At 38.8% G+C, this 26,695-nt stretch carries 30 protein-coding genes; 13 read left to right on the top strand and 17 right to left on the bottom strand.

Annotated elements, in window-relative coordinates; all coding sequences use genetic code 11:
* The first annotated feature begins 195 nt into the window (after positions 1 to 195).
* From I6E24_RS07320 to galK, 3 genes are all read left to right on the top strand, one after another.
* On the top strand, positions 196 to 1,290 hold the full coding sequence (locus I6E24_RS07320; RefSeq protein WP_235327475.1) for an aldose epimerase family protein: 1,095 nt from the start codon (positions 196 to 198) through the stop codon (positions 1,288 to 1,290).
* A gap of 40 nt (positions 1,291 to 1,330) precedes the next feature.
* Positions 1,331 to 2,818 carry an MFS transporter gene (locus I6E24_RS07325; RefSeq protein ID WP_235327477.1) on the top strand — a complete coding sequence of 496 codons (1,488 nt, stop codon included), beginning with the start codon at positions 1,331 to 1,333 and terminating at the stop codon, positions 2,816 to 2,818.
* A 92-nt stretch (positions 2,819 to 2,910) separates the two neighbouring features.
* The gene (gene galK, locus I6E24_RS07330; protein ID WP_235327479.1) at positions 2,911 to 4,065 is read left to right on the top strand and encodes a galactokinase; all 1,155 of its coding nucleotides are present in this window, start codon (positions 2,911 to 2,913) and stop codon (positions 4,063 to 4,065) included.
* A gap of 54 nt (positions 4,066 to 4,119) precedes the next feature.
* On the opposite strand, the gene I6E24_RS07335 is transcribed toward galK, so the two are convergent.
* Complete coding sequence (locus I6E24_RS07335; protein WP_235327481.1) at positions 4,120 to 5,301, bottom strand: MFS transporter; 1,182 nt, start codon at positions 5,299 to 5,301, stop codon at positions 4,120 to 4,122.
* Positions 5,302 to 5,415: 114 nt separating this feature from the next.
* Between I6E24_RS07335 and I6E24_RS07340 the strand changes: the two genes are divergently transcribed.
* Positions 5,416 to 6,246, top strand: a complete 831-nt coding sequence (locus I6E24_RS07340) for an alpha/beta hydrolase (protein WP_235327483.1) — start codon at positions 5,416 to 5,418, stop codon at positions 6,244 to 6,246.
* 77 nt (positions 6,247 to 6,323) lie between these two features.
* Here the strand turns inward: I6E24_RS07340 and I6E24_RS07345 are convergent, their stop codons facing one another.
* The 7 genes from I6E24_RS07345 to I6E24_RS07375 form a co-directional block, all read right to left on the bottom strand.
* Entirely contained in the window at positions 6,324 to 6,575 is a 252-nt protein-coding gene (locus I6E24_RS07345; protein WP_235327485.1) for a cyclomaltodextrinase C-terminal domain-containing protein, read from the bottom strand.
* 216 nt (positions 6,576 to 6,791) lie between these two features.
* The gene (locus I6E24_RS07350) at positions 6,792 to 7,952 is read right to left on the bottom strand and encodes a sodium ion-translocating decarboxylase subunit beta (protein WP_235327487.1); all 1,161 of its coding nucleotides are present in this window, start codon (positions 7,950 to 7,952) and stop codon (positions 6,792 to 6,794) included.
* A 1-nt stretch (position 7,953) separates the two neighbouring features.
* Entirely contained in the window at positions 7,954 to 8,382 is a 429-nt protein-coding gene (locus I6E24_RS07355) for a biotin/lipoyl-containing protein (protein ID WP_154044644.1), read from the bottom strand.
* Between the two features lie 20 nt (positions 8,383 to 8,402).
* Positions 8,403 to 9,332, bottom strand: a complete 930-nt coding sequence (locus I6E24_RS07360; RefSeq protein WP_235327519.1) for an OadG family transporter subunit — start codon at positions 9,330 to 9,332, stop codon at positions 8,403 to 8,405.
* A gap of 22 nt (positions 9,333 to 9,354) precedes the next feature.
* Positions 9,355 to 10,908 (bottom strand): acyl-CoA carboxylase subunit beta, encoded by a 1,554-nt coding sequence (locus tag I6E24_RS07365; protein WP_235327489.1) that lies wholly within the window; start codon positions 10,906 to 10,908, stop codon positions 9,355 to 9,357.
* A 159-nt stretch (positions 10,909 to 11,067) separates the two neighbouring features.
* Positions 11,068 to 11,472 carry a methylmalonyl-CoA epimerase gene (mce, locus tag I6E24_RS07370; RefSeq protein ID WP_154044646.1) on the bottom strand — a complete coding sequence of 135 codons (405 nt, stop codon included), beginning with the start codon at positions 11,470 to 11,472 and terminating at the stop codon, positions 11,068 to 11,070.
* A 181-nt stretch (positions 11,473 to 11,653) separates the two neighbouring features.
* Positions 11,654 to 12,619: a GNAT family N-acetyltransferase gene (locus tag I6E24_RS07375; RefSeq protein ID WP_235327521.1), complete on the bottom strand. Its 966-nt coding sequence runs from the start codon at positions 12,617 to 12,619 to the stop codon at positions 11,654 to 11,656.
* Between the two features lie 80 nt (positions 12,620 to 12,699).
* On the opposite strand from I6E24_RS07375, the gene I6E24_RS07380 reads away from it, so the two are divergent.
* Genes I6E24_RS07380 through I6E24_RS07395 form a run of 4 tightly spaced genes read left to right on the top strand, consistent with a single transcriptional unit; the run spans position 12,700 to position 15,170 of the window.
* Positions 12,700 to 13,236, top strand: coding sequence for a nitroreductase family protein (locus I6E24_RS07380; protein WP_235327491.1), 537 nt, complete (start codon positions 12,700 to 12,702; stop codon positions 13,234 to 13,236).
* Entirely contained in the window at positions 13,236 to 14,036 is an 801-nt protein-coding gene (locus I6E24_RS07385) for a Rossmann-like and DUF2520 domain-containing protein (protein ID WP_235327523.1), read from the top strand. Before I6E24_RS07380 ends, I6E24_RS07385 begins: the two co-directional genes overlap by 1 nt.
* A gap of 8 nt (positions 14,037 to 14,044) precedes the next feature.
* Complete coding sequence (locus I6E24_RS07390) at positions 14,045 to 14,563, top strand: KdsC family phosphatase (protein ID WP_235327493.1); 519 nt, start codon at positions 14,045 to 14,047, stop codon at positions 14,561 to 14,563.
* Positions 14,564 to 14,585: 22 nt separating this feature from the next.
* Positions 14,586 to 15,170, top strand: a complete 585-nt coding sequence (locus I6E24_RS07395; protein WP_235327495.1) for a Maf-like protein — start codon at positions 14,586 to 14,588, stop codon at positions 15,168 to 15,170.
* Between the two features lie 309 nt (positions 15,171 to 15,479).
* Here I6E24_RS07395 and rplT read toward each other — a convergent pair whose 3' ends face one another.
* From rplT to I6E24_RS07440, 9 genes are all read right to left on the bottom strand, one after another.
* Entirely contained in the window at positions 15,480 to 15,830 is a 351-nt protein-coding gene (gene rplT / locus I6E24_RS07400) for a 50S ribosomal protein L20 (protein ID WP_007560377.1), read from the bottom strand.
* A gap of 109 nt (positions 15,831 to 15,939) precedes the next feature.
* The gene (gene rpmI / locus I6E24_RS07405) at positions 15,940 to 16,137 is read right to left on the bottom strand and encodes a 50S ribosomal protein L35 (RefSeq protein WP_235327497.1); all 198 of its coding nucleotides are present in this window, start codon (positions 16,135 to 16,137) and stop codon (positions 15,940 to 15,942) included.
* Between the two features lie 74 nt (positions 16,138 to 16,211).
* Positions 16,212 to 16,796: a translation initiation factor IF-3 gene (infC, locus tag I6E24_RS07410; RefSeq protein WP_235327499.1), complete on the bottom strand. Its 585-nt coding sequence runs from the start codon at positions 16,794 to 16,796 to the stop codon at positions 16,212 to 16,214.
* Between the two features lie 108 nt (positions 16,797 to 16,904).
* Positions 16,905 to 18,845 (bottom strand): threonine--tRNA ligase, encoded by a 1,941-nt coding sequence (gene thrS, locus I6E24_RS07415; RefSeq protein WP_235327501.1) that lies wholly within the window; start codon positions 18,843 to 18,845, stop codon positions 16,905 to 16,907.
* Positions 18,846 to 18,933: 88 nt separating this feature from the next.
* The gene (locus I6E24_RS07420; protein WP_235327503.1) at positions 18,934 to 20,934 is read right to left on the bottom strand and encodes a tetratricopeptide repeat protein; all 2,001 of its coding nucleotides are present in this window, start codon (positions 20,932 to 20,934) and stop codon (positions 18,934 to 18,936) included.
* Entirely contained in the window at positions 20,931 to 21,485 is a 555-nt protein-coding gene (gene def, locus I6E24_RS07425; protein ID WP_235327505.1) for a peptide deformylase, read from the bottom strand. Before def ends, I6E24_RS07420 begins: the two co-directional genes overlap by 4 nt.
* A 23-nt stretch (positions 21,486 to 21,508) precedes the next feature.
* Positions 21,509 to 21,925 carry a Holliday junction resolvase RuvX gene (gene ruvX / locus I6E24_RS07430; protein ID WP_235327507.1) on the bottom strand — a complete coding sequence of 139 codons (417 nt, stop codon included), beginning with the start codon at positions 21,923 to 21,925 and terminating at the stop codon, positions 21,509 to 21,511.
* Positions 21,926 to 21,996: 71 nt separating this feature from the next.
* The gene (locus I6E24_RS07435) at positions 21,997 to 22,950 is read right to left on the bottom strand and encodes a PCMD domain-containing protein (protein ID WP_394800375.1); all 954 of its coding nucleotides are present in this window, start codon (positions 22,948 to 22,950) and stop codon (positions 21,997 to 21,999) included.
* A 111-nt stretch (positions 22,951 to 23,061) separates the two neighbouring features.
* Positions 23,062 to 23,565 carry an SPOR domain-containing protein gene (locus I6E24_RS07440; RefSeq protein WP_235327509.1) on the bottom strand — a complete coding sequence of 168 codons (504 nt, stop codon included), beginning with the start codon at positions 23,563 to 23,565 and terminating at the stop codon, positions 23,062 to 23,064.
* Positions 23,566 to 23,796: 231 nt separating this feature from the next.
* Between I6E24_RS07440 and I6E24_RS07445 the strand changes: the two genes are divergently transcribed.
* From I6E24_RS07445 to I6E24_RS07465, 5 genes are all read left to right on the top strand, one after another.
* Positions 23,797 to 24,000: a YtxH domain-containing protein gene (locus I6E24_RS07445; RefSeq protein ID WP_154043886.1), complete on the top strand. Its 204-nt coding sequence runs from the start codon at positions 23,797 to 23,799 to the stop codon at positions 23,998 to 24,000.
* Between the two features lie 157 nt (positions 24,001 to 24,157).
* Positions 24,158 to 24,538 carry a phage holin family protein gene (locus tag I6E24_RS07450; RefSeq protein ID WP_235327511.1) on the top strand — a complete coding sequence of 127 codons (381 nt, stop codon included), beginning with the start codon at positions 24,158 to 24,160 and terminating at the stop codon, positions 24,536 to 24,538.
* A gap of 9 nt (positions 24,539 to 24,547) precedes the next feature.
* On the top strand, positions 24,548 to 24,811 hold the full coding sequence (locus I6E24_RS07455) for a hypothetical protein (protein ID WP_235327513.1): 264 nt from the start codon (positions 24,548 to 24,550) through the stop codon (positions 24,809 to 24,811).
* 102 nt (positions 24,812 to 24,913) lie between these two features.
* A complete protein-coding gene (locus I6E24_RS07460) occupies positions 24,914 to 25,501 on the top strand; it encodes a LemA family protein (RefSeq protein WP_235327515.1) in 588 nt (195 codons plus the stop codon).
* A gap of 7 nt (positions 25,502 to 25,508) precedes the next feature.
* Entirely contained in the window at positions 25,509 to 26,441 is a 933-nt protein-coding gene (locus I6E24_RS07465; RefSeq protein ID WP_235327517.1) for a TPM domain-containing protein, read from the top strand.
* Positions 26,442 to 26,695 lie beyond the last annotated feature (254 nt).

A 26,695-nucleotide genomic window follows, 5' to 3' on the forward strand; every position in this document is an offset into this window, starting at 1 on the left:
ATTTTTATCGGGGGAAGTACATTTATTGTAGCAGACCTTATTGTATTATATAAAAGCCACAAACTTTAATGAAAGGAAGGAGATTAAAAGTAAATATCATTTCTTTTTAGCGAAAAATGTTTGGGTAATTTAAATAAAATCTTTTTATTTGCATAATAAATAAAACTATGTGTAAATAAAAAGAATTTTTAATATATGGACAACACATTTTACCATGAAAACAATTTAAGTGGTCTTAAAAGATCAGATTTTCAAAAAAGCATAAACGGAAAAGATACAGATTTATTTATTCTGTCTAATGAAAACAACGCAGAAGTTGCAGTAACCAATTACGGTGGAGCTATACTTACAATTATGGTTCCAGACAAAAACGGACGTTTTGAAAATGTAATTCAAGGACACGATACTATAGACAATGTTATCAATAGTCCGGAACCATTTCTCAGTACACTTATAGGCAGATATGGAAACAGAATCGCCAAAGGTAAATTCAAATTGGATGGTCAAGAATATAACCTTACCATAAATAACGGTCCAAACTCACTCCACGGTGGTCCAACAGGATTCCATGCAAGAGTATGGGATGCTGAACAAACCAGCAAACAAAGCGTTACATTACATTATCTCTCCAAAGACGGAGAGGAAGGATTCCCTGGTAACCTTGATGTTACAGTAATTTACACACTCTCTAATGATAATGAACTTATCATTACTTATACTGCAATTACTGATAAAAAAACTTTAGTAAATCTTACGCATCATGCATTCTTCAGTCTATCTGGCGTCAAGACTCCAACTGAATCTGTAGAAAATAACATTCTTACAATAAATGCTGATTTTTATACACCTATCGATGAAGTATCTATACCTACAGGAGAAATAAGTAAAGTTGAAGATACTCCAATGGATTTCAGAACGCCGCAAACTGTTGGAAGCAGAATAAACGATAAATTCCAGCAATTAGTTTACGGTGCAGGTTATGATCATTGCTATGTATTAAACAAAGAAGAACAAGGAGCTCTGACTTTCGCTGCAAAATGTATTGAACCTAATAGTGGTAGAAGCCTTGAAGTATATACTACTGAACCTGGAGTACAACTTTATACTGCAAATTGGCACAGCGGTTTTAAAGGATATCATGGAGCTACATTCCCTGCTAGAAGTGCTATATGTTTTGAAGCACAACGTTTTCCTGACACTCCAAACAAAGGACATTTCCCATCAGCCGTTTTGACGCCAGGAGAAACATATCATCAAGTAACTATATACAAATTTGGAGTAGAAAAATAAATAAACCTAATAATTAATCATTTTATCTCTTAAACAAATTATGAACCAACAAAAACAAAACGGTAACTTTATCGCAATTCTGACCATGTTCTTTTTATTTGCGATGATATCTTTCGTTACCAACCTAGCTGCACCATTTGGAACCATTTGGAAAAACCAATATGCCGGAGCCAATACTTTGGGAATGATGGGTAACATGATGAACTTTCTGGCATACTTATTCATGGGTATTCCGGCAGGTAACATGCTTGTGAGAATCGGTTATAAAAAAACAGCTCTTACAGCAATCGCAATTGGTTTCATCGGATTGCTAATCCAGTATTCTTCCAGTATCTTTGGAGCAGATGTAAGTGTTTTTAACGCAGGCGAATACGTAATAAAACTTAACTTCATTATTTACCTTTTAGGTGCTTTTATTTGCGGTTTCTGTGTATGTATGCTAAATACTGTAGTTAACCCTATGCTTAACCTTCTTGGTGGCGGTGGTAATAAGGGAAACCAGCTTATCCAGACAGGTGGAGCACTTAACTCATTATCGGGTACATTGACTCCTCTGTTCGTAGGTGTTCTTATTGGTACTGTAACTGAAAAGACTGCAATGTCGGATGTATCTCCACTGCTGTTCATCGCCATGGGTGTGTTTGCTTTTACTTTCATCGTTATCTCGTTTGTGGCTATTCCTGAACCTCACATGAGAAAGTCAAATGAAAAAGCAGAAAAATTCACTCATAGTCCTTGGAGCTTCAGACATACTGTAATGGGAGTTATAGGTATTTTTATTTATGTTGGTATTGAAATTGGTATACCGGGTACACTGAACTTCTACCTCGCAGACCCTTCTGAAAAGGGAGCAGGTATCCTTACTAATGGAGCTGCAATAGGTGGAGCTATAGCAGCCATATACTGGTTGCTGATGCTTGTTGGACGTCTTACCAGTAGTGTAATCAGTGGAAAGGTTTCAACACGTGCACAGCTTATAACAGTCTCGTCAACAGCTATAATATTGACTGTTTTAGCTATTTCCATTCCTAAATCTGTAGGTGTAAATGTCCCAACATTCGTTTATGACCCTATAGCTAAAACAGCAGAGACTTTGGAAAATGCCGGCTTGTCAAAAGATGAAGTTGCTGTATTTATTTCAAATCCATCCGAAGAAGCTCTCTCTGCATACTCAGCACAGCTGGATGCTGCAAATATCAAACCTTCATACATCATGGGATCACTTGCCACTCCTAAAGTTCCGGTAAGTGCTCTTCTATTAGTATTGTGCGGATTGTGTACTTCAGTAATGTGGGGTGGAATATTCAACCTCGCAGTTGAAGGACTTGGTAAATATACTGCACAGGCATCCGGTATTTTCATGATGATGGTAGTTGGTGGAGGTATCCTTCCATTGGTTCAACAATTCATTTCTGATGCAGTAGGATATATGGCAAGCTATTGGCTGATAGTTGCAATGTTTGCATACCAGCTGTTCTACGGACTTATAGGATGCAAGAATGTAAACAAAGACATTCCAGTAGAATAATTAAATCCAAAATCATGATAGTATATAACAATTCATTACTTATATTACTATCATGGTTTTTCATTATATTAACCTTTTAATAAATTACAATCATGGACATAGAATTTGTAAGAAGTCGCTTCATTAAGCATTTCGACGGGACTACAGGCTATATATACGCCTCTCCGGGACGTATCAACCTTATAGGTGAACACACCGACTATAATGGTGGTTTTGTATTTCCAGGTGCAGTAGATAAAGGAATAATGGCTGAAATCAAGCCTAATGGTACAAATAAAGTATGTGCATATTCAATAGACCTTAAAGACTATGTTGAATTTGGTCTTAACGAAGAAGATGCTCCATCTGCAAGCTGGGCAAGATATATTTTCGGAGTATGTCGTGAAATGATCAAACGCGGAGTAGATGTTAAAGGATTCAATACTGCATTTGCAGGTGATGTTCCTCTCGGAGCAGGTATGTCTTCATCAGCTGCTTTAGAATCAACTTATGCATTCGCGTTGAACGACTTGTTTGGCGAAAACAAAATAGATAAATTCGAATTGGCAAAAGTAGGTCAGGCAACAGAACACAACTACTGCGGTGTTAATTGCGGTATCATGGACCAGTTCGCATCTGTATTTGGTAAAGAAGGCAGCTTAATCCGATTGGATTGCCGTTCTTTGGAATATCAGTATTTCCCATTCAAACCAGAAGGTTACAGACTTGTTCTTGTTGACTCAGTTGTTAAACACGAACTTGCTTCTTCTGCATACAACAAACGTCGCCAGAGCTGCGAAAATGTAGTTGCTGCAATCAAGAAGACTCATCCTGAAGTAGAATTCCTTCGCGACTGTACAATGGATATGCTTAATGCAGTAAAAGGAGAAGTTTCTGAGGAAGACTATATGCGTGCAGAATACGTAATAGAAGAAATCCAGCGCGTTCTTGACGTTTGCGATGCTTTGGAAAAAGGTGACTACGAAACTGTAGGACAGAAGATGTATGAAACACACCACGGCATGAGCAAACTTTATGAAGTTAGCTGCGAAGAACTCGACTTCCTGAACGACATTGCATTCGATTGCGGTGTAACAGGTTCACGCGTTATGGGTGGTGGTTTTGGTGGATGTACAATCAACCTTGTTAAGAATGAATTGTACGAAACATTCATTACTACAGCAAAAGAACGCTTCAAAGAAAAATTCGGACGTAGCCCTAAAGTTTACGATGTAGTAATCGGCGACGGTTCACGCAGAATCTGCTAAATGGAAAATCAAACAGATATATACTAAAAGAGCTGCCTATAAAGCAGCTCTTTTTTATTGCAATACTTTTGCAAATCGCGTAATAATGAGGGAAACAATCGTCAGAGACAAGCCTACCACAACTACTCCATCCCACTGCATAAAATGCCAGAATGTTCCGGCAAGGAATGTTCCCAATGCACCTCCAACAAAATATGTAGTCATAAAAATCGTATTCACCCTGTTTGAGGCATTAGGAAGAGAAGTAAGCACATAAGTCTGGTTACTCAACTGAACACATTGCATACCTATATCTATTAGCATTATTCCCACTATAAAGCCGGCATACGTATTCTGGAAAACATACATTATACTCCATGAAACGATTATAATCAGACACCCTATATAGTTGAGTCGTTTTACACCAAGAATACGCACATAACGTCCCACCAACGAAGCAGTCAAGGCCCCTGCTACCCCACACAGACCCAACATACCTATAATGTTATTTCCTGCATAAAACGGTTCACCGCTCAATTTAAAAGCCAAACAAGCCCACAAAGAAAGAAAACTACCAAAACATAATCCTGCCCTTAGAGAGGAAAGGCGTATATCCTTACGTTGTCTGAATATAGTAAACAAAGATTGCATAAGTTCTTTGTAAGTACCCTTGTAATTGACAGCCATATCAGGAATAATCCTTATAACGATAAATATACAAACCAGCATTATCGCTGCAGCTAAGTAGTACATTGTTCGCCAGCCCCAATACTCGCCCACTATACCACTAATTACTCGTGAACCTAAGATACCTGTCAACAAACCACTGACCAAAACTCCTACATTTTTTGACTTATCCTCCGGTTTTGAGAACTGCGATGCTATCGGTATAAAAATCTGCGGCATCACAGAACATATTCCCGTAATTAAAGATGAAGCAAGAACAAATCCTACATTCTTCGACAGGGCTATTGACAACATAGAAACTGACAATAATGAGAAATTCACAACAATAATCCTCCGCCTGCTATACAAATCGCCTAATGGAATAATAAACAGCAATCCGAGCGCATAACCTATCTGAGTTACCATTGGTATCAGATTAGCCGTAAATTCATTTACTCTCAAATCACGACATATGTCGTTCAGCAACGGCTGATTGTAATACAAATTAGCAACAGCCAGTCCCGATATTACTGCTAAAAGCAACAACAAATGACCGGGAATACCTTCATTTTCTATAAGTTTCTGTTTCATGCTGCAAACTTATAGAAAAAGTGGCACATTCAGTTATGCATATTACAAAAAACATGGCCCAAATGCGTTTTTATAGAAAATTTACTGCTAACTTTACAACTAAAAATGATATATATGATAAACAAAATCTTCAAGACACTGCTTGTATTTGTTGCATTGACTGTAACAGCAACATCTTATGCTTCAAGAATTGATACCCTGATGGTGAGAAGCGAGAAAATGGATAGAGAAATAGAAGTCATCGTTGTCGTACCGGAACAGGCCATAAACAACCAGAAATGTCCTGCACTGTACTTGCTTCACGGATACGGAGGCGATGCGAGAACATGGCTCAATATAAAACCTGAACTTAAAGATATGGCAGACAGGGACGGTGCTTTTATTGTGTGCCCCGATGGAGAAAACAGCTGGTACTGGGATAGTCCGACAAACCCCAAAAGCCAGTTTGAAACATTTGTAGCCAAAGAATTGGTTGAATATATCGATGCAAACTATAATACTATAAAGGACCGTAATGGAAGAGCCATAACAGGATTCAGTATGGGAGGTCATGGTGGTTTATGGCTGTCAATAAGACACAAGGACACATTTGGTGCCGGTGGTGCCACAAGTGGAGGAGTCGATATACGTCCGTTCCCCAACAACTGGGAAATGAAAAAACAGTTAGGTGAAATGAGCAGTAATATGGATGTCTGGAACAATCACACTGTAATAAATCAATTGGATAAACTTAAAAACGGAGATTTGGCAATAATATTCGATTGCGGTAGTGGTGATTTCTTCTTTAATGTAAACAACAATCTGCATGCAGAATTACTGAAAAGAGGTATCGACCACGACTATATTAGCAGGCCAGGCGTTCACGATGGTAAATACTGGAATAACAGTATAGAATACCAGTGGCACTATTTCTGTAAATTCTTCAAAGGATACAGAGGAAAATAACAACAAATGCAACAAAAAAGCGATGTTCTTCACTATTGAAGTAACATCGCTTTTTTAATAGTTTCACAAAATTCCCATTAACACTCAATAATAACCGACTTGCGAGCTGGAACTACTATGTTCTCTCTTAGATCGATTTTCTTTCCACTTGAAATTTCTTTCCCCTCAACACTTTCATTAATCAAAGCCTTGAAATGATTATTCGGCAGGACTTGCTCAATGTCTGTGCTGTTTAAAACAATAAGTTCTGTTCTACCGTCAACATTCCTTGAATAAACATACAAACCTTGCTGAGGTACATGATACTTAACTGTTCTTTTCGTAGTCATAATTTAGTTATTTAGTTTAATTTCGGCACAAATATATCCTATTATTAAAATATTAATTTGAACATATACACTAAAAAATATTTAATCAGAGAACTTTTTTGATATAAATCAAAAAATATACATCTTTTATACAGTTTTAGTCCAAATAATTACATTAAAAAACAGACAAATTACAAGAAAATGCAATTTGTCTGTTTTTTATGATTTAACCTGTCCTTATACCAAGAATCCTAACAAAATACCTGCAGCTACTGCAGAACCGATTACTCCGGCAACATTCGGACCCATAGCATGCATCAACAGATAGTTGCTTGGATCATATTCCAGACCTATAACTTGAGATATACGCGCTGAATCAGGTACGGCAGATACTCCGGCGTTACCGATAAGCGGATTAATCTTATTGTCTTTCTTCAGGAACAAATTGAAGAACTTGACAAACAATACACCTGAAGCTGTTGCTATGATAAATGACAAAGCACCAAGTGCAAAAATAAAGATTGAATCACGAGTCAGGAATTCAGAAGCCTGAGTAGAAGCACCTACTGTAAGTCCCAACAGAATAGTGATAGTATCAATCAGCGGACCACGCGCTGTCTCTGCAAGACGACGTGTAACTCCACTTTCCTTCAACAGGTTACCGAAGAACAACATTCCTAACAAGGGAAGACCTGAAGGTACAAGAAAACATGTAAGCAACAGACCTACTATAGGGAACATTACCTTTTCTGTATGCGAAACTGCACGAGGAGCTTTCATACGGATAAGACGTTCCTTCTTTGTTGTTAGCAGACGCATGATAGGCGGCTGAATCACAGGAACAAGAGCCATGTATGAATATGCCGACACCGCAATCGCACCCATCAGGTTAGGGGCTAGCTTGGATGAAAGGAATATGGCTGTAGGACCATCCGCACCACCAATAATACCTATAGCTGCTGCCTGCATAGGGTCGAAACCGAATTCAAGTGCAAGCATGTACGCTCCGAAAATACCAAACTGTGCAGCAGCACCGATAAGCATCAGTTTAGGATTTGATATCAAGGCTGAGAAGTCCGTCATGGCACCGATACCCAAGAATATAAGAGGCGGATACCATCCCGACGTTACACCCTGATATAAAATGTTAAGTACTGAGCCTTCCTCATAAAGACCTACCATTAGGCCGGCTTCCATATTGAAAGGAATATTACCGACAAGAATACCGAAACCGATAGGAATCAGCAACATAGGTTCAAATTCCTTTGCCACTGCCAGATAAATGAAGAATATACCGACAAGAATCATTATCAAATGCTGTGGAGTAGCATTGAAGAAACCGGTATATGTCCAGAAATCCGCCAGGTTATTCTGCAAAAAACTAACAAATTCTCCCATATTATTCAATAATTATAAGGTCAGTACCTTCAAGAATAGATTCACCTTTGCTTACTTTGATAGAAGTAACTTTACCGTCACGGTCGGACTTGATATCGTTTTCCATCTTCATTGCTTCAAGAACGAGCAAAGTCTGACCACGTTTGACAATATCGCCTTCCTTTACCTTTATATCAAGAATTACTCCTGGCAGAGGAGATTTGATTCCTGATTTGCTTCCAGCCACAACAGGACGAGACACTGCAGGTGGCGGAGCGGCAGGAGTAGTAGCTGCTGTACGAACTACCGGCTTGATTTTAGGTGTTGCTGATTTTTCCAGTTCTACGGTATATGAAGTTCCATTAACTTCTACCTTTACATTGTTGTCTTGTATATCTCCAACAGTAACCTTATATAAGTTACCGTTTATCTTATATTTATATTCTTTCATACGATTAAATTTTATCAAAGTTATTTCTTGTTCGGAGTTTCACGCAAAGTATAAATCTTAGAACTCCATGGCGAGTAACTGCGTTTTACGCGGCTTATTGTAAGGATAGTTTCTTCCACATCGTGATCAGCACCCTGAGCTTCGTGCAATGCCATAGATATCGCGGCAATAACTTCTCCTGGAGCTTCACCAAGTTTCATTTCCTTAGCTTCCTTATGGTCTGTCACATTCTGTGCTTTCATAGCGTTACGCTTACGCAAAGCAATTGCAGCCTTACCGACAAACTTAAAGCAAATATAAAGCAGAATCAAGCCTGTAAATACTACAGCCATAGCCGAAATCGCCATACCCACACCAACAGGATCGTGCAGTTCGAAATTATCCATTTTAGGATTACTTTCTATAGTCTTGTTGTTTGTGCTAGGAGTAACATACTTCTCGGCACTGTCGTCCTTCACTTCCCATTCGTTCAAGCCATCACTCACACGGGCATACGAATAGTTTTCTTTAAGTACACCTGCCGGAACAACAACCTGATCAAGAAGTTTCTTGCCCGAATCATAAAGTCCAATCCAGTTCTCGTTTGTTTTGCTCAACACAAAATTTGTGTGGAAAGTACCACGACGCGGTGCACCGTCCGCCCAAAACAATGTGTGTTGGCGAGGTTTCAAAAGAGTCAACACATCACCTTTTGGAATAAAATAAGTGGCAGTATCACCCGGCTGTGAGCTTACACGGAGCAAGCATCCTGCCAAATCGGCACTGCTATACGATTTATTGAATATTTCTATCCATCCGCTGTGCAATCCATAATCATCCTGGAAGTTACTCTGATTGTCCACCAGCACTTCATTGATGACCAATTTATTGTTAGGCTTTTGCTCCTTACAGGACGAAAAAGCCACCAACAGCATCAAAGAAAGGAACATTCCGATATTCAGTTTTTTCATCATATTTTCAGATTTTAATTTATTACAAAGGAATATTACCGTGCTTCTTCGACGGATTAGTAAGTTTCTTAGTCTGCAACTGCTGCAATGCGCGGATAATACGGAAACGGGTATTGCGAGGTTCAATCACATCATCAATATAACCATATTTAGCCGCATTATAAGGATTAGCGAAAAGTTTAGTATATTCAGCTTCTTTTTCAGCCATAAATGCCTTAGGATCTTCAGCTTCCTTAGCTTCTTTAGCATAAAGGACTTCTACTGCACCTGCACCACCCATTACGGCAATCTCAGCAGTAGGCCATGCATAATTCATATCACCGCGCAACTGCTTACAGCTCATCACGATGTGCGAACCACCATACGACTTACGCAAAGTGATAGTGATCTTAGGCACTGTAGCCTCACCGTATGCATAAAGCAACTTAGCACCGTGGAGGATTACAGCATTATATTCCTGACCTGTACCAGGCAAGAATCCAGGAACGTCAACAAGCGAAACGATAGGAATATTGAAAGCATCGCAGAAACGTACGAAACGTGCTCCCTTACGTGAAGCATTACAGTCAAGCACTCCTGCAAGGAACTTAGGCTGATTGGCAACGATACCTACAGACTGTCCGTTGAAACGTGCAAAACCGACAATGATATTCTTTGCAAAATCTCTTTGTACTTCAAGGAACTCACCATTATCTACAATAGCGCCGATAACCTCATACATATCGTAAGCCTTATTAGCGCTGTCAGGGATAATTTCGTTAAGAGAGTCTTCCAGACGGTCAATTGGGTCTGTACAATCAACGTATGGAGCCTCTTCAAGGTTGTTCTGAGGGATATAGCTCAAAAGTTTACGGATCAGCGCCAGACCTTCTTCTTCTGTAGAAGCTGTGAAATGTGTTACACCAGAACGTGTTGAGTGTACACTTGCACCACCCAAATCTTCCTGTGAAACATCTTCGCCAGTCACTGTCTTGACAACTTTAGGACCTGTAAGGAACATATAAGATGTACCTTCCATCATAAGAGTAAAGTCAGTCAAAGCTGGAGAATAAACAGCACCACCGGCACAAGGACCGAAGATACCGGAAATCTGAGGAATAACACCTGATGCAAGGATATTACGCTGGAAAATTTCAGCATAACCGGCCAAAGCGTTTATACCTTCCTGGATACGTGCACCACCCGAGTCGTTAAGTCCGATACATGGAGCCCCCATCTTCATGGCCATATCCATTACCTTACATATCTTCAATGACATAGTTTCAGACAATGAACCTGCCGAAACAGTGAAATCCTGAGCAAAAACATACACCAATCGGCCTTCTATAGTACCGTAACCTGTAACAACACCATCACCAAGATAATGTTTCTTGTCCATACCGAAATTAGTACAACGGTGTTTTACGAACATATCCAATTCTTCGAAACTACCTTCGTCAAGCAACATCGAGATACGTTCACGTGCTGTATATTTACCTTTAGCATGCTGTTTCTCAATAGCTTTTTCACCACCTCCCAAACGAGCCTGGGCACGCAGTTCGATAAGCTCTTTTACTTTTTCCAATTGATTACTCATAGTTATAAGTATTTTTAAAGTTTATAATAACATTAGTCGGACAGAGCAATATTCCTTATAAAACAAGTTGAAGAGTCGGCTTACATAAACAATATGCAAACAGACTCTTCAACCCAATATTTATAAAAAACTTATTCCAGTCATTATCTCCATCCTTTTTTATTTCTCACAAAGTTCCGTCAACACCCCCATTGTTGATTTAGGATGAAGAAAAGCGATATTAAGATTTTCGGCTCCCTTACGCGGTGCCTTGTCAATAAGACGAATACCTTTACCTTCAGCATCAGCCAAAGCATTTGCCACACCATCTTCTACGGCAAAAGCCACATGGTGCACCCCCATTCCCCTGTTTTCAATAAATTTAGCAATTGTACTTTCAGGACCCGTAGGTTCAAGAAGTTCTATTTTTGTTTCACCACATTTCAGAAATGCAGTTCTTACTTTTTGGTCTTCAACTGTTTCGATGTTATAGCATTTCAATCCCAATACATTTTCATAATATGGGAGGGCTTCTTCTATGCTGTTTACAGCAATGCCCAAATGTTCAATATGAGATATTTTCATAATGATGTTGTTTTTTTGATATTAAATTAAAGTTCTTAAATTCTATTAGACAAAGAAAAGAAATTTGGATTAAAATACGAAACTTTTTTCTTAAATATTTTCCCTAATTACCTTTTTATAGCGTCTGAATGTTTATTTTGAAAACTTAAGTTGGCAAAAACAGCAATGATAACAGATAGCATTACACATACACTTTTTCCATTATTCTATTCAACCAGCTCCACTTAAGCCTATACCATCTTCGTGTACTCAACTGTTTACCTCCAAATCTCAATATAAAGTCTCTATAACCATATTTTTTGAATGGAAGTCCTGCATCAATAAACTCAAAATGGCTATAACCTTTCTCCCTTGAATACAGCATTGCATTCCATACAGCAAGCACACCCGGATACAGATGTGGATAGCTTTTTCTCATTCCGCCGGAAAACAACAAATAAACGGTATCATCAGAAAACAGACAGCAGGAACCTCCAATAATTTTATCGTTGTAAGAGATTGTAAATATCTTGCCAATTTCAGAATCATCTTCCGTTTGCTCCAAAATATTGGTAAAAAAGTCCATTGCCGGAAGATATTTAAATACCTTGGACGTATAATAGTTTTTCAACATCTTGAAGAAAGCACAAACCTGATGTTTATTATCGGCAATACCCATTACAGCACCATTTCTCAACCCTTGTTGTATCTGTCGTTTTCTAGATGCTCCCATCCACTTATCTATAGTTGAATGATGAATAGAATTAATTACCCTAAGACGTCTGACCGGGAAATATCCATTCTGTCTAAAATAGCGATATCCAAATAAAGGTTCAGTTAAATTCCTGAATTCTATAACAAAAAAATTATCTTTGTTACGAATAGTAAGATAAGAAAGAAGTTCATCAAAAATCAAGTCATGCCTCATATTGGTATTAAAATACTCTCCACAGTCGTATATCACACATTTACTGATAAACCGTGATTTTCTTATAACACACAACAATTTTCCTATAGGCCTCTCCCCTTCATAGGCAACAAGCATAAAAGGACTATATCCCGGTGTACTTTCTAAAATTCTAAACAAGCCCACCGAATGAAACACGTTTTTCCCTGGAAGCAGAGGTAACGTCTCTGAATGCTCGTATGTAACCAAACGTATTGCCATATATTGCAAATTTACATAAAAAGTTTCAGCATTAAAAACGAAAATCATATATTTGTAGAAAGCATTCAAATTATATATTTATGGAAAATTTCAGCACACTGATAAAATCAAGGCGCAGCATGCGTAAATTTACAAATGAGGAACTGACTCAAGAAGAAGTAGTGACACTACTCAAAGCAGCACTAATGTCGCCTACATCAAAACGGACAAACTGTTGGCAGTTTATTGCAGTAGACGACAAAGAAATTTTAGAAAAGCTCTCATATTGTAAAGAGTCAAGCTCCTCATTTATCAAAGATGCCGCTTTGGCTATTGTAGTAACAGCCGACCCTCTGGTCAGCGATGTATGGATAGAAGATGCCTCGATAGCATCAATCATGATACAGCTACAGGCTGAAGATCTCGGCCTGGGCAGTTGTTGGGTTCAACTCAGAGAAAGATTTACATCCAGTGGCATTCCTTCGAATGAGTATGTACATGAGGTCTTAGACCTACCACTGCAATTACAAGCGCTTTCAATCATTGCCATAGGACATAAAGGAATGGAAAGAAAACCATTCGACGAATCACATTTGCAATGGGAAAAAATTCATATAAACAAATACGGAGGTAAATGATGTCAGGATATTCCGAACCATGTCTTTCTATAGCCCTGATAGGAGCAGGAAATGTTGCCACACATTTGGGAATGGCCTTTCACGAGAGCGGATGCAAAATAAAAATGGTTTACAGCAGGACAAAAGAATCTGCAAAATCTCTTGCAGAGAAGATAGGTTGTCCTTACACTACAGATATTGAGTCAATTGACAATGCAGACATATATATAGTTTCATTAAAAGACTCAGTTCTAGAACACATTCTTCCACAATTGGCCAAGTGTAATAACCAGGCATTATTTGTGCATACGGCAGGAAGTGTTTCCATCGACATTTGGAAAGGATTGACTGGCAGATACGGAGTTCTATATCCAATGCAAACATTCAGTAAACAAAGGAAGGTTGATTTCAACAAGGTACATTTCTTTGTCGAGGCTAATACAAATAAAGACACAGAATTACTTATACATGCAGCATCTTTGCTAAGCAAACATGTGTTCAAAGCCTCATCAGAACAAAGAAAGTATCTGCACATTTCAGCTGTTTTTGCATGCAATTTTACCAATCACATGTATTCCATATGCGAACAACTGCTTTCATCACATGGGCTTCCTTTTAGTGCTATGTTACCACTGATTGAAGAAACAGCAGAGAAAGTACACTATCTTTCACCAATACTGGCCCAAACCGGACCGGCTCAAAGAAACGACATAAACATAATGGAAAGCCATATAAATATGCTTAAAGACAAACCTGAAATAGCAGAACTTTATCAATTAATAAGTAAAAACATTCACAGATTTCAGGAAAATGACAAATAAATATCTATATGATAAATTACGACCTTACAAAGATTAAAGCACTGTTCTTCGATGTTGATGGCGTATTAAGTTCAGATACAGTGCCATTACATCCTAATGGAGAACCTATGAGAATGATAAATATAAAAGATGGTTATGCCATTCAATTTGCCGTAAAATGCGGGTTGCACGTGGCTATAATAACAGGTGGACGTACAGAAGCCGTAAGACTAAGGTTTGAAGGACTTGGCGTAAAAGATGTATGTATGGGTGCATCCATAAAAACTAAAGAATATTATGATTTAATACAAAAATACAACCTAAAGTCTGAAGAGGTCCTTTACATGGGTGATGATATACCTGACTATGAAGTTCTACAGCTTGTTGGACTTCCATGTTGCCCTGCCGATGCAGCACCAGACATAAAGGCAATATGTAAATATATATCCCATCATCGTGGTGGTCAAGGATGTGGACGTGATGTAATAGAACAAGTACTCAGAGCTCAAGGTAAATGGATGTCACACGACGAAGCATTCGGATGGTAAACCAATAAAATACATGAATAAAATGTTAGACAATCTCAAAAAATACAATATAATATTGGCATCAAATTCGCCACGACGTAAAGAACTTCTTTCAGGACTTGGCATTAATTATGAAGTAAAAGTAATAAACGGAATTGATGAAAGCTATCCTAAAAACTTAAAAGGAAGCGAAATACCAGAATTCATATCAAAAATTAAAGCCGAATCATATCTTCCTTTTATGAAAGAAAATGATTTGATTATAACAGCTGACACTATTGTATATGCTAATGATAAAGTATTAGGAAAGCCTAAAGATCAAGAAGATGCAGTCAAAATGTTAAAAACATTATCTGGCCATACTCACCAAGTTATGACTGGAGTAAGTATTACAACACGTAATTTCCAAAAAAGTTTTGTATCAACCTCCGAAGTAACTTTTGATACCCTTACCGACGAAGAAATAAATTTTTATATTGATAATTACAGGCCATACGACAAAGCTGGCGCATACGGTATACAAGAATGGATTGGATTTATAGGTGTATCAAGAATCAATGGCTCTTATTTCAATGTTATGGGACTACCTGTACAAAGGTTATATAAAGAGTTATGCAATATAAAATAGCAACAAAAGAAGCCGCACCCGAGGCGTGACGAAACTCCGATAGACATGATTTGAGAGCTCAATTCCTTTGTAATCCACCGGCATAAATGCTACCCGAAGGCGTGGCCCGCCATTAGAATATGAAGCTTGTCTCGGTATTTCTTATAATTTGATGAGTTTCCCGATTCTGCAAGTGCGGCTATATTTTTGTATTACAAATATAATACAAAAAATTAATATTACAAAGTTTCACCATCATTTTAATACAAAAAAAAGCTGCTCTCATTTGTGAGAACAGCTTTTTAATAACTTTTTATTCCTTAGAAGCTATTAAGCAGCTTTTGCCTTAGCAACAACAGCTTTGAATGCTTCTGGATGATTCATAGCTAAATCAGCTAAAACCTTACGGTTGATTTCAATACCAGCTTTGTGCAAAGCACCCATCAGTTTAGAGTATGACATACCTTCCAAACGAGCAGCTGCATTGATACGCTGAATCCACAATGCACGGAAGTTACGTTTCTTATTCTTACGATCACGGTAAGCATAAGTCAAACCTTTTTCCCAAGTATTCTTGGCTACTGTCCATACATTCTTTCTAGCACCAAAGTAACCTCTGGTTAGACCTAAAATTTTCTTTCTTCTTGCTCTTGAAGCAACGTGATTTACTGATCTTGGCATAGTTTTAATTCTTTTTTGAATGAAAGCGCCGATATTTTACAATCGGACTTAAAGCTAATACATTCGGTTAATAATTTAAATGATACAAAATACGCTTTTAAAGCTAAAATTACTTCATGCAAAGAAGTTCCTTTACCTGACTTAGGTTTGAGTTGTGTACTAATCCTGAGTGTACAAGGTTTCTTTTTTGCTTTTTAGTCTTCTTAGTCAAAATGTGACTGTGAAAAGCGTGCTTTCTTTTGATTTTACCTGTTCCGGTAAGAGCAAATCTTTTTTTAGAACCGGAGTTAGTCTTGATCTTTGGCATCTTGTTTAAATTTTTAATTATTATTATTCTAAAGGCAATAACGCACTATACCTGCGCGCTATACGCTCTTGTTTTTATTCTTCTACCTCTTCAGCCTTAGATGGTTTTGCCTGTGGAGCAGCTTTCTTTGGAGCCGGCCCCTTCTTCGGAGTCAATGATATTATCATTCTCTTACCTTCAAGCAAAGGCATCTGCTCTACTTTTGCATACTCTTCCAAGTCATTTGCAAAACGTAACAAAAGAACTTCGCCCTGTTCCTTAAACAAGATTGAACGTCCTTTAAAGAACACATAAGCCTTAACCTTATCACCGTCCTGAAGGAAACCTATCGCATGCTTGAGCTTAAAGTTATAATCGTGTTCGTCAGTCTGTGGTCCGAAACGGATTTCCTTAACGTTTACTTTAACCTGTTTTGCTTTCTGTTCCTTAGCACGTTTTTTCAGCTGATAAAGGAATTTAGAATAATCTATAATTCTACAAACCGGTGGAACAGCATTGGGTGAAATTTCAACTAAGTCAGCTTCATGCTCTTCGGCCATCTTTAAAGCTTGCGCCAACGGATAAACTGCTGATTCAATATCATCGCCCACTATGCGGACTTCTTTGGCACGAATCTGTTCGTTGATTCGGTGTTGCCCTTTTAAATTGTCATTCTTCATTAATAACTTTTATTCCAGTTTGAATTACGTTTTTATAAATTATTCATTAATAGTTTTTACACCGTTTTCATGAATATTTAATCTGTATTCATGAAAACGGTTGCAAAGTTACCATTTATTTATCATATTATGAACTTCTTCTGCAATATTTTTTGCAAAATCTTCTATTTTCATGCTTCCCTTGTCGCCTTCGCCTTGTTTTCTTACAGCAACTTCACCATTTTCTGCTTCTTTTTCACCAACGATAAGCATGTAAGGGATACGTTTCATTTCATTATCACGTATCTTGCGTCCGATTTTCTCGTTTCTGTCGTCAACCAAAGCACGGATATCATATTTCTTGAGTTCCATACGAACCTTATCCGCATATTCATTGAATTTTTCAGAAATAGGAAGAATTGCAACCTGATCAGGAGTCAACCACAATGGGAACTTACCAGCTGTATGTTCGATGAGAACAGCAACGAAACGTTCCATAGATCCGAACGGAGCACGGTGAATCATCACAGGACGATGCTTCTGGTTATCCGATCCCATATATTCCAACTGGAATCTTTCCGGCAAGTTGTAGTCAACCTGAATAGTACCCAACTGCCAACGGCGTCCAAGGGCATCCTTAACCATAAAGTCAAGTTTAGGACCATAGAATGCAGCCTCACCATATTCGATTTTTGCAGGTAAACCTTTTTCCTGGCAAGCCTCGATAATAGCCTGTTCAGCCTTTTCCCAGTTTTCTTCAGATCCGATATATTTTTCACGGTTCACTTTATCTCTCAATGAGATCTGAGCCTCAAAGTTTTCAAGTCCCATAGAAGTAAACACGATTGAAATAATATCCATTACACGCAAGAACTCGTCTTTAACCTGGTCAGGACGGCAGAACAAGTGAGCGTCATCCTGTGTAAAGCTACGTACACGAGTCAATCCGTGAAGCTCACCACTCTGTTCGTAACGACATACAGTACCGAACTCAGCAATACGCAAAGGAAGGTCACGATAAGAACGTGGAGAGTTCTTATATATCATACAGTGATGAGGACAGTTCATCGGTTTCAAGAAGTACTCTTCTCCTTCTTCCGGAGTGTGTATTGGCTGGAATGCATCCTTACCGTATTTAGCATAGTGACCAGATGTAACATAAAGAAGTTTGTTACCGATTGGCGGGCACATTACTTCCTGATAGTCATATCTTGACTGGATACGACGCAAGAAGTCCTGCAGACGTATACGTAGAGCTGTACCCTTTGGCAACCACATAGGCAAACCCTTACCTACTGTATCAGAGAACATGAACAAGTCCATTTCTTTACCAATCTTACGGTGGTCACGTTTCTTAGCTTCCTCCAGCAATGCCAAATATTCGTCAAGCATTTTCTTTTTAGGGAAAGAAATACCGTAAATTCGTGTCATCTGCTTACGGTCTTCCTGACCTCTCCAATAAGCACCTGCTACTGACAACAGTTTCACCGCCTTGATAGGAGCTGTAGAAGTCAAGTGTGGTCCACGGCACAAGTCTGTAAATGCGCCCTGAGTATAAGTAGTGATATGTCCGTCTTCAAGTTCAGAAATAAGTTCGCATTTGTAAGTTTCCCCTCTTTCGCCGAACATTTTCAATGCATCTTCCTTCGATATGCTTTCACGAACCAATGCTTCTTTCTTGGCAGCCAGTTCTGCCATTTTCTTTTCTATAGCAGGCAGGTCACCTTCCTTTATTACAGCCTCACCCGGATCTACATCATAGTAGAAACCGTTTTCGATGGCTGGACCGATACCGAACTGAATTCCAGGATAAAGTTCCTGAAGAGCCTCAGCCAGTAAGTGTGCACTAGTATGCCAAAATGCATGTTTACCCTGTTCATCATCCCATTTGTAAAGAACAAACTCTGCATCTTCATTTATAGGACGACTCAAATCAATAGTCTCACCATTAACACTACATGCCAGCACATCCTGTGCCAGACGAGAGCTAATGCTTTCTGCAATCTGCAGACCGGTTACACCTTCGTTATATTCACGAACCGAACCATCCGGGAAAGTTATCTTAATCATAATTTTATATTTTAATCTTATTTCACTTCAATTTTATCCGCAAAAATAGTAAAAGTTTCTTTAATAGGTTTCTTTTTGATATAAAATGTTATTTCTCTTTTACCGTAAAGCGTTTTATGATATTATATGCCGAGAAAAGTCCCAATTCACCAGCCTTACTCAAATCCTGTATTCCTAATCTGTTATTTCCCAGGAAGATGTGAGTAAGTCCTCTGTTAAAATAAGCATCGGCCATATTTGGATCAATCTCAAGCACCTTATTATAATCAGCTATCGCACCGCGATAATCTTTCATTATGGTAAGTATATTAGCTCTGTTATAATACGCGTAAACAAAGTCAGGAGCCAACTCTATCACCTTATCCAGGTCTTCACGTATTTTTGCATAATCCAAAGATCTCACCTGCGCAGTCTTTTCATCAGCAGCAACTATCTCAAAACTCTTTTCGCGCTTTCTATATTCCAACTCCTTATAATGAATCAAAGCACGGCTGAAATATGCCGGGAAGAAAACAGAATCCCTTTTAATACATTCATTCAAATCATTCAGTGCATTGTCAAAATCCTGAACCAGATAAAAATCCAATGCACGTATATAATAGTTCAGTGCATTATCCGGATTGGCAGCTATAGTTGCCGACAGCTGGTCTATAGAGCTGAAATGCTGTTTTACCAGAGTCTCGTTCAATGCCATTTCATTGTTAGTAATAATAAGTCTCTCAGGGAAAAGATGCTTTTCGTTCATCTGAGCTATCTTATTATAGAAATTAATCTGCTTTTTTACCTCATCCTTACGTTCATAATAAGTCAGCGCAAACATTGGCTGCGGCAATATGTTGACATTCTTATCCTGTACTCTTCCGCGATAATTTGTCTTATATTTACTTTCCGTATCATCATTGTCTGCGACAACTATCTTACGATAGTTATTCATATTCTTATCCGACTTCTTTCTGGTTTTGTCATTCGAAGCCGTATTGTTTTTCGTTCCGGCCTGTGCATCAATCTGAGCCTTCAGCATTACGATTTCGTCTGCATCAGCCCTCTTCAGATCCCCCATCTTACGATAAGCCTCAGCTCTACACTGATAGCCAGGCATAAAATTTGGATATTCGTCAAGAACCGCTGTATAGTCTTCCACGGCACCTTTGTAATCACCGGTTTTGCTTCGCAATAAGCCTCGGTTGAACGCAGCCATAAGGTTATCCGGTTCAACACTGAGTACAAAATCAAAATCCTCAATAGCTCTGTTATCATCACCCACCTGTGCCCTGAGCAAACCGCGGTTGTAATGTCCTATGAGATTGTTTTTATCGATGTCCAGTGCTATATCATAATCAGCCATTGCGCCCCGCAGATTATTCTGATGGTATCTGGCCAATGCCCTATTAATATATATGCCGGAATTTTTGAAGGACAGTCTGGCAGCCTCATCAAAATCCGATTCAGCTTCGGCATACTTTCCCCTCTGCATAAAAAGAACAGCCCTCGATGCCCACGGATCAGGATTATACCTATCCATTTCAATTGCTTTGTCTGCATCCGTCATAGCCTGGATTGTATCCTTCATTTTCAAGGACACTTCAGTACGCATCAAATAAGCATCTGTATATTTAGGTGATATAGAAATAAGCGTATCAAGCTCTGCTCTGGCTCTTGAATAATCTTTTTTCTGTATTCTACATAGTATAAGATTATGCCATAGTGCCTCGTTTTCAGGCTCTATAGTCAATGCTTTCTGATAATCGGCAATGGCACCGTCAAAATTTTCCTGACGTATTCTCGAGATACCTCTTATCTGATATGTATTTGCAACAAACGGATTACGTTCTATCGACTCCGTACAATCGGCTTCTGCTCCTTGAAAATCATCCAGATTAATTTTTGCCAACCCTCTATAAAAAAAAGGCTCGGCCAGATATGGCTTAGCATTTATCACCTGATTAAAATATTGTATAGACAATACATAATCTTCAAAATAAAGAGCGTTCTTACCTATGGTCATCACCCTGTCAGTATTGATTTGCGACAGGGCTGCCACAGGCATCATCAAGCCTATATATAATATGTATAGAAGCTTTTTTATCATTTTACAGTTTTCACCTTGTAAGCGCAACGAGCCTTACCTTCTACCATCTTATTCAGTTTTCCCTTAATCATCTGTTTTCTTAATGGAGACAAATGGTCAATAAACATTGTTCCGTCCAAATGATCGAATTCATGCTGCATAACCCTTGCCAAATATCCTTCCACCCATTCATCATGCGGATTCATATCTTCATCAAGATATGTTACACGTATTTTATCAGGACGTTTAACGCTCTCATGCACTCCTGGCAAGCTCAAACAACCTTCCTCCATTGACACTAGTTCTTCGCCTGTTTCTACAATATGTGCATTTATGTACGCCTTACGGAAATCCTTGAATTCAGGCATATCATCGGACAGCACGTCAAGGTTTACCACAACCACACGTATAGGTAATCCTATCTGAGGCGCAGCCAGTCCCACACCATCTGCACGATCCATTGTTTCGAACATATTTGTAATAAGTTCTTTTAGGTTTGGATAATCAGGAGTTATATCTTCAGCCACCTTACGCAAAACAGGTTGGCCATATACATAAATCGGTAAAATCATATTTATTGCAATTATTCTGTTTATTAATATTTTTTCGATTCCAAATAAGACTGTAGAATTATAGTAGCACTAATTTCATCTACCAAAGCTTTGTTTTGCCTGTCCTTTTTCTTAAGCCCTCCAACCAGCATAGCCTGATGTGCAAGAACAGATGTAAACCTCTCGTCAACCAATTCTAGAGGTATATCAGGAAGCATTTTTTTCAATCTGTTCATAAAAGGTACAATATTCTTCATATTCTCAGAATCCTCATAATTCATCTGTCTAGGATGACCTATTATTATCCGGTCTACCTTTTCACGACTGACATAATTCTGAATGAAATCAGCAAGTTCGTGTGTAGAAACGGTTGTAAGTCCGCTAGCAATAATCTGCATCGGATCCGTAACAGCAAGCCCTGTACGCTTTCGGCCGTAATCTATAGCTAAAATTCTACCCATAATTGGCAGCAAATTTACAAATTAATTTATTAACACCTTATATATAAGACTTAAAAAATCCTAGCATTTGGTTAATACACCAACCCTACATTGTCAATCCAAAGAGTATTTCCCGGCGAACCCACAAATGCGCCACCTATACTTGAAGTAAACTGTACAATAATATGGGTTGGAATTTCATTCTTATCTGCCCATCCGTTTTCTTTAATCATCACACTCTCACCTTTGCTGTTGCGGGCATGATACCCACCGGTCCCCAAAGCCATAAGTTCAGGCACATAATTACTGTTGCCGGTTATATCACCATACATTATCTCGTATGTAGCACCTTTCTTCCAGTCGGAATTCTCCGAATATTTCACTGCAGCTGTCCCCAGTCGTTTTGCAATAATATTCCCTTCTGCATCTTCTGTTCTTTTTTGAAGATAACAAACCATAATTGCCGCATCCTTACCTTTCACTACAGATTTCTTGCTAAAGCCTGTCATGCGGATTCTGTCTTTCTGGTCCGACATTTTCACTTTATAGTCATAACGTATGGCCTTTGGTCTTTTCGAAAAAGGAACACCACAATTCAACTTTTCTTCACCATCCTTAGTACCTGTTATCGGTTCTTTAATATCACCCAGAAACAAAGAGCCGGATGCTATCACAGATATATTTACCAGCCCCAACACCTTAACACTTTCAACATGAGTTTCCAGACGTGCACACTTGCCATGACTGAGTTTTTCCGGGAACACACTGGTATTTGTCTTTACAATACCTGCCACTTTAGCCATTACATTAGAATTCCCCCATGGCGAACCTCCTTGGTTTTTATATGGAATATTTCCGTCAAAATTCATATCTGGACCTAGTTCATACAAATATTTAACGTTACCACCTATAATAGACGATTCTTCTATCCTACGCGTCACCCAGCTGTCCATATCACCATATTTGAACAATTCAAATGTCTCCTGAGACATTGCCGATACAGAAATCAGCAAACCTATAAAACTAATATAAAACCTATTTTTCATCATGCGCATAATTATTTTTACAAATTGCAAAGGTATAAAAAAAAGCGACAGCATATATGCCATCGCTTATAAGTATGATAATTAGAATAATAATTCAGAATAATATGCTAATCAATACACACGATATAACAACCATGATCCCTGGAAATCCTGACGGTTTGGATATTTTGCCTTAAATGCATCTCTTGCTGCTGCAGCTTCCTCTCTTGTATCGAAAGAAGCTACTATCACACGATACATATTACGTTCTGCATTGTATACTACTTTTGCACTATATCCCTGACCATCAAGCGTAGATTTCAATCCGTCAGCATTAGCTTTAACACCAAAACTTCCACAAACCACACTGAATGCTTTAAGTCCGTCGCCTGAAACAAGTTCTACTTTCTCTTCACGCACAGGAGCCGGAGTTACAGGAGCCGGTGTAGTCGCAACTGGAGCAGCCTCTACAACAGGCGCTGCCTCAACAACTGTTTCCTGCTGATTTGCAGCCTCAGCCAATTCATTTTGCTTCGCTTTTTCATATGCTTTCTTATAAGCACTTTCACTTGATTTACAAGAAGAGAATGCCAAAACCAGGCATAATCCCATTCCTAAAACGAATAATTTTTTCATGTTGCCTTCCATTTATTTGTTTGAATAATTTTCTAACTTAGTTTTTCGTGACAAAAGTAGTAATATAAACCTTTCTATACTGTTAAAATCAGTTAATTATACAATAGAGTAAATAAATTGATAATTTTTGTCTGAAAAATGCGGACAAAATAAAATCTTTTTTATTAGATTTGTAGAAAGCAAATTTAAACACAGTATGATTATCATACACACTGATAAAACATAATTATCATGAAAGCATTAAACATTGTAGCAGCATTCTTGGGCGGGGTAGCTCTAGGTGCAGCAGCCGGAATCTTATTCGCTCCGGAGAAAGGCGAAGACACTCGTAGAAAAATAGCTGAAATCCTTCGTCAGAAAGGAATCAGGCTTAACCGTGCCGAAATGGAAGACTTGGTTGACCAGATCGCAGCAGAAGTAAAAGATGCCGAGTAAAAAACAAAACCGACAGTAATCATAAAAAACTGTCAAACCAAGTAATTGAAAAAGCTTACTAGGGATTTTAAAAGGAAAAGCCGCTCACGCTAACGCGACTGACGGAACTTCCTTTTAAACTTCCCTTTTTTATTAATCGCAAAGTAAAGAAAACAATATGTTTGCCAACGACAAAAGTATTGACAATCTGGAAGCACTATTCAAGGAAATCAAAAAATACATAGAGCTTCAGGGACAATATATCAAACTTGACCTTGTGGAGAAGCTCACCATTCTCATATCAACACTTATTCTGATCTGCGTCCTTATAGTTTTGGGAATGACAGCTCTGTTTTATTTCTCATTCATGCTGGTCTACACTATTGATTCATTCGTAAACAACATAATAGCCAGTTATGCCATAATAGGCGGATGCATTCTGTTGCTTGGAATAGTAATATACATACTCCGCCAAAAAATAATTTTCCAGCCAATGGTAAACTTTCTGGCAAGATTATTCCTCGAAGACAAAGACAAAGAAGAGAATAACCCTAAATAATGACATGTCATGAACGATATAACCAAATACAGCATACAAATTATCTCGGAAAGAAAAAGCAGAAAGAAAGCTGAGCTCAGAAAGTCAAAGGAAAGAATACATGAGCTGACACAGAACCTTTTCTCTCCACCTGAGACAAAAAGCAAGATGGACCTGATGATGCATCATTTCAACACCGGAATGGCTGCATACGACGGTATCATGACCGGAGTGAAAATATACCGAAGGATTAAAGACATATTTTCCGGAAGAAAACATAAAAAACTATCATAGACCATATCAAAGATAAATCATTCTAAATTGTAGCATAAACTGTTATTTTTATTATGTTTGTGCCGAATTTCAAACTTAAATACTTACAAACAAGAAAAACTTATGAAAAAAACTTGGACAATCATCACTGTCATAGCAGTAATCGCAATTCTAGTAATTTACAGTATTTCATCCTACAATTCACTCGTTTCGCAGGACGAATCAGTAAGCACAGCATGGAGTAACGTAGAAAACCAATACCAGCGTCGTGCCGATCTTATCCCTAATCTGGTAAATACCGTTAAAGGATATGCGGCACACGAGAAAGAGACTTTGGATGCTGTAGTATCGGCCAGATCGAAAGCTACCCAGGCAACTATCAGCATTGACGACCTTACTCCTGAAAAACTTCAGGCATACCAGAAGGCACAAGGCGAAATAGGTGCAGCGCTTGGTCGACTGCTTGCTATCACAGAGAACTACCCTGACCTTAAAGCCAACGAAAACTTCCAGGCTTTGCAGGCTCAGCTTGAAGGAACAGAAAACAGAATCAGCGTAGAACGCAGAAAGTTCAACGAAACAGCAAAATCATATAACACTACAATACGCCGTTTCCCTAAGAATATCATAGCCGGACTTTTCGGATTCGAGAAACGTCCTTATTTCGAAGCAGCCGAAGGTTCTGAAAAAGCACCTGAAGTAAAATTCTGATAAAACTATGAGAAAACTGCATTTCGTAGCAATACTGCTCGCATTGTGTTGCTGCATAACTGTAGCTGCAAAAGAATATAAGGTAGAAGATGTCCCAATGGTACATCTTATGGACCGTACACGTTACGTCAGCAATCCTGATAATATTCTTTCCGCCTCTACTGTCGCCGCTATAGACACCACACTTTTTTCACTGGAGCAGAAGACAGGAATACAGGTTCTTGTAGTAGCCGTAGAACAAATTGAAGGCGGCGATTGTTTTGATTTCGCATACCGCCTCGGTCAGGAAAACGGAGTAGGACAGAAAGAAAAAGACAACGGTCTTGTAATACTTCTCGTAACCGGCGAACGCTGCATACAGTTTGCCACAGGATACGGACTTGAAGGTGTACTGCCAGATGCTATCTGCAAGAAAATACAGGTGAGATACATGAACAAGGCATTCTCGCAAGGCAATTGGGATGCAGGAATGCTTGCCGGAATAAAAGCCGTCAGAGGATACCTTGACGGAGAAAGCGGAACGCCAGACAGCCCAAGTTCAGGTTCGGGCGAAGATTCCTGGCTGCTATTCCTACTGCTTTTCGGTGTCATTGGATTTACAATGTTCTATCTCTGGCTTAACATCCGCAGGCAGAGACGCTGTCCCAAATGCCATAAGCAGACAATGAAAGTCATTTCAAGACGCACCATAGCCAAATATCCTACATACCATATTGAAGAAATAGTGTCATGCTGTTCAAACTGCGGACACTATGTACGCAAAGAACAGCGTGTGGACGATGAAAACAACCATCATCACGGACGACGAAGCGGACCGTTCGGCGGAGGTATCTTCATGGGAGGAGGATTCGGACGAGGCGGCTTTGGAGGCGGTGGCTTCGGCGGAGGAAGTTTCGGAGGTGGAAGCTTCGGAGGCGGAGGTGCCGGAAGCAAATTCTAACTTAAAGCATAGACATTTCCTGGTGCCGACCATCGTCGGCAGCATTGTCGACCATCGTCAGCAGCATTGCCGACCATCGTCGGCAGCACTGCCCACCATGGTCGGCACCCAAATACGTTCGGTCATCCAGGGCTGACGCATTACTTAATAAACTGATAATCAACCTAAGTTTGATAAACTCAATGATAAAATCTATTTATAAATACTTTTTTCTTTACTTTTGTCCAATATTTTCAAGTTAAAAACATCCAATG

This window comes from Bacteroides caecigallinarum (assembly GCF_021530995.1).
Lineage (GTDB): Bacteria > Bacteroidota > Bacteroidia > Bacteroidales > Bacteroidaceae > Phocaeicola > Phocaeicola faecigallinarum.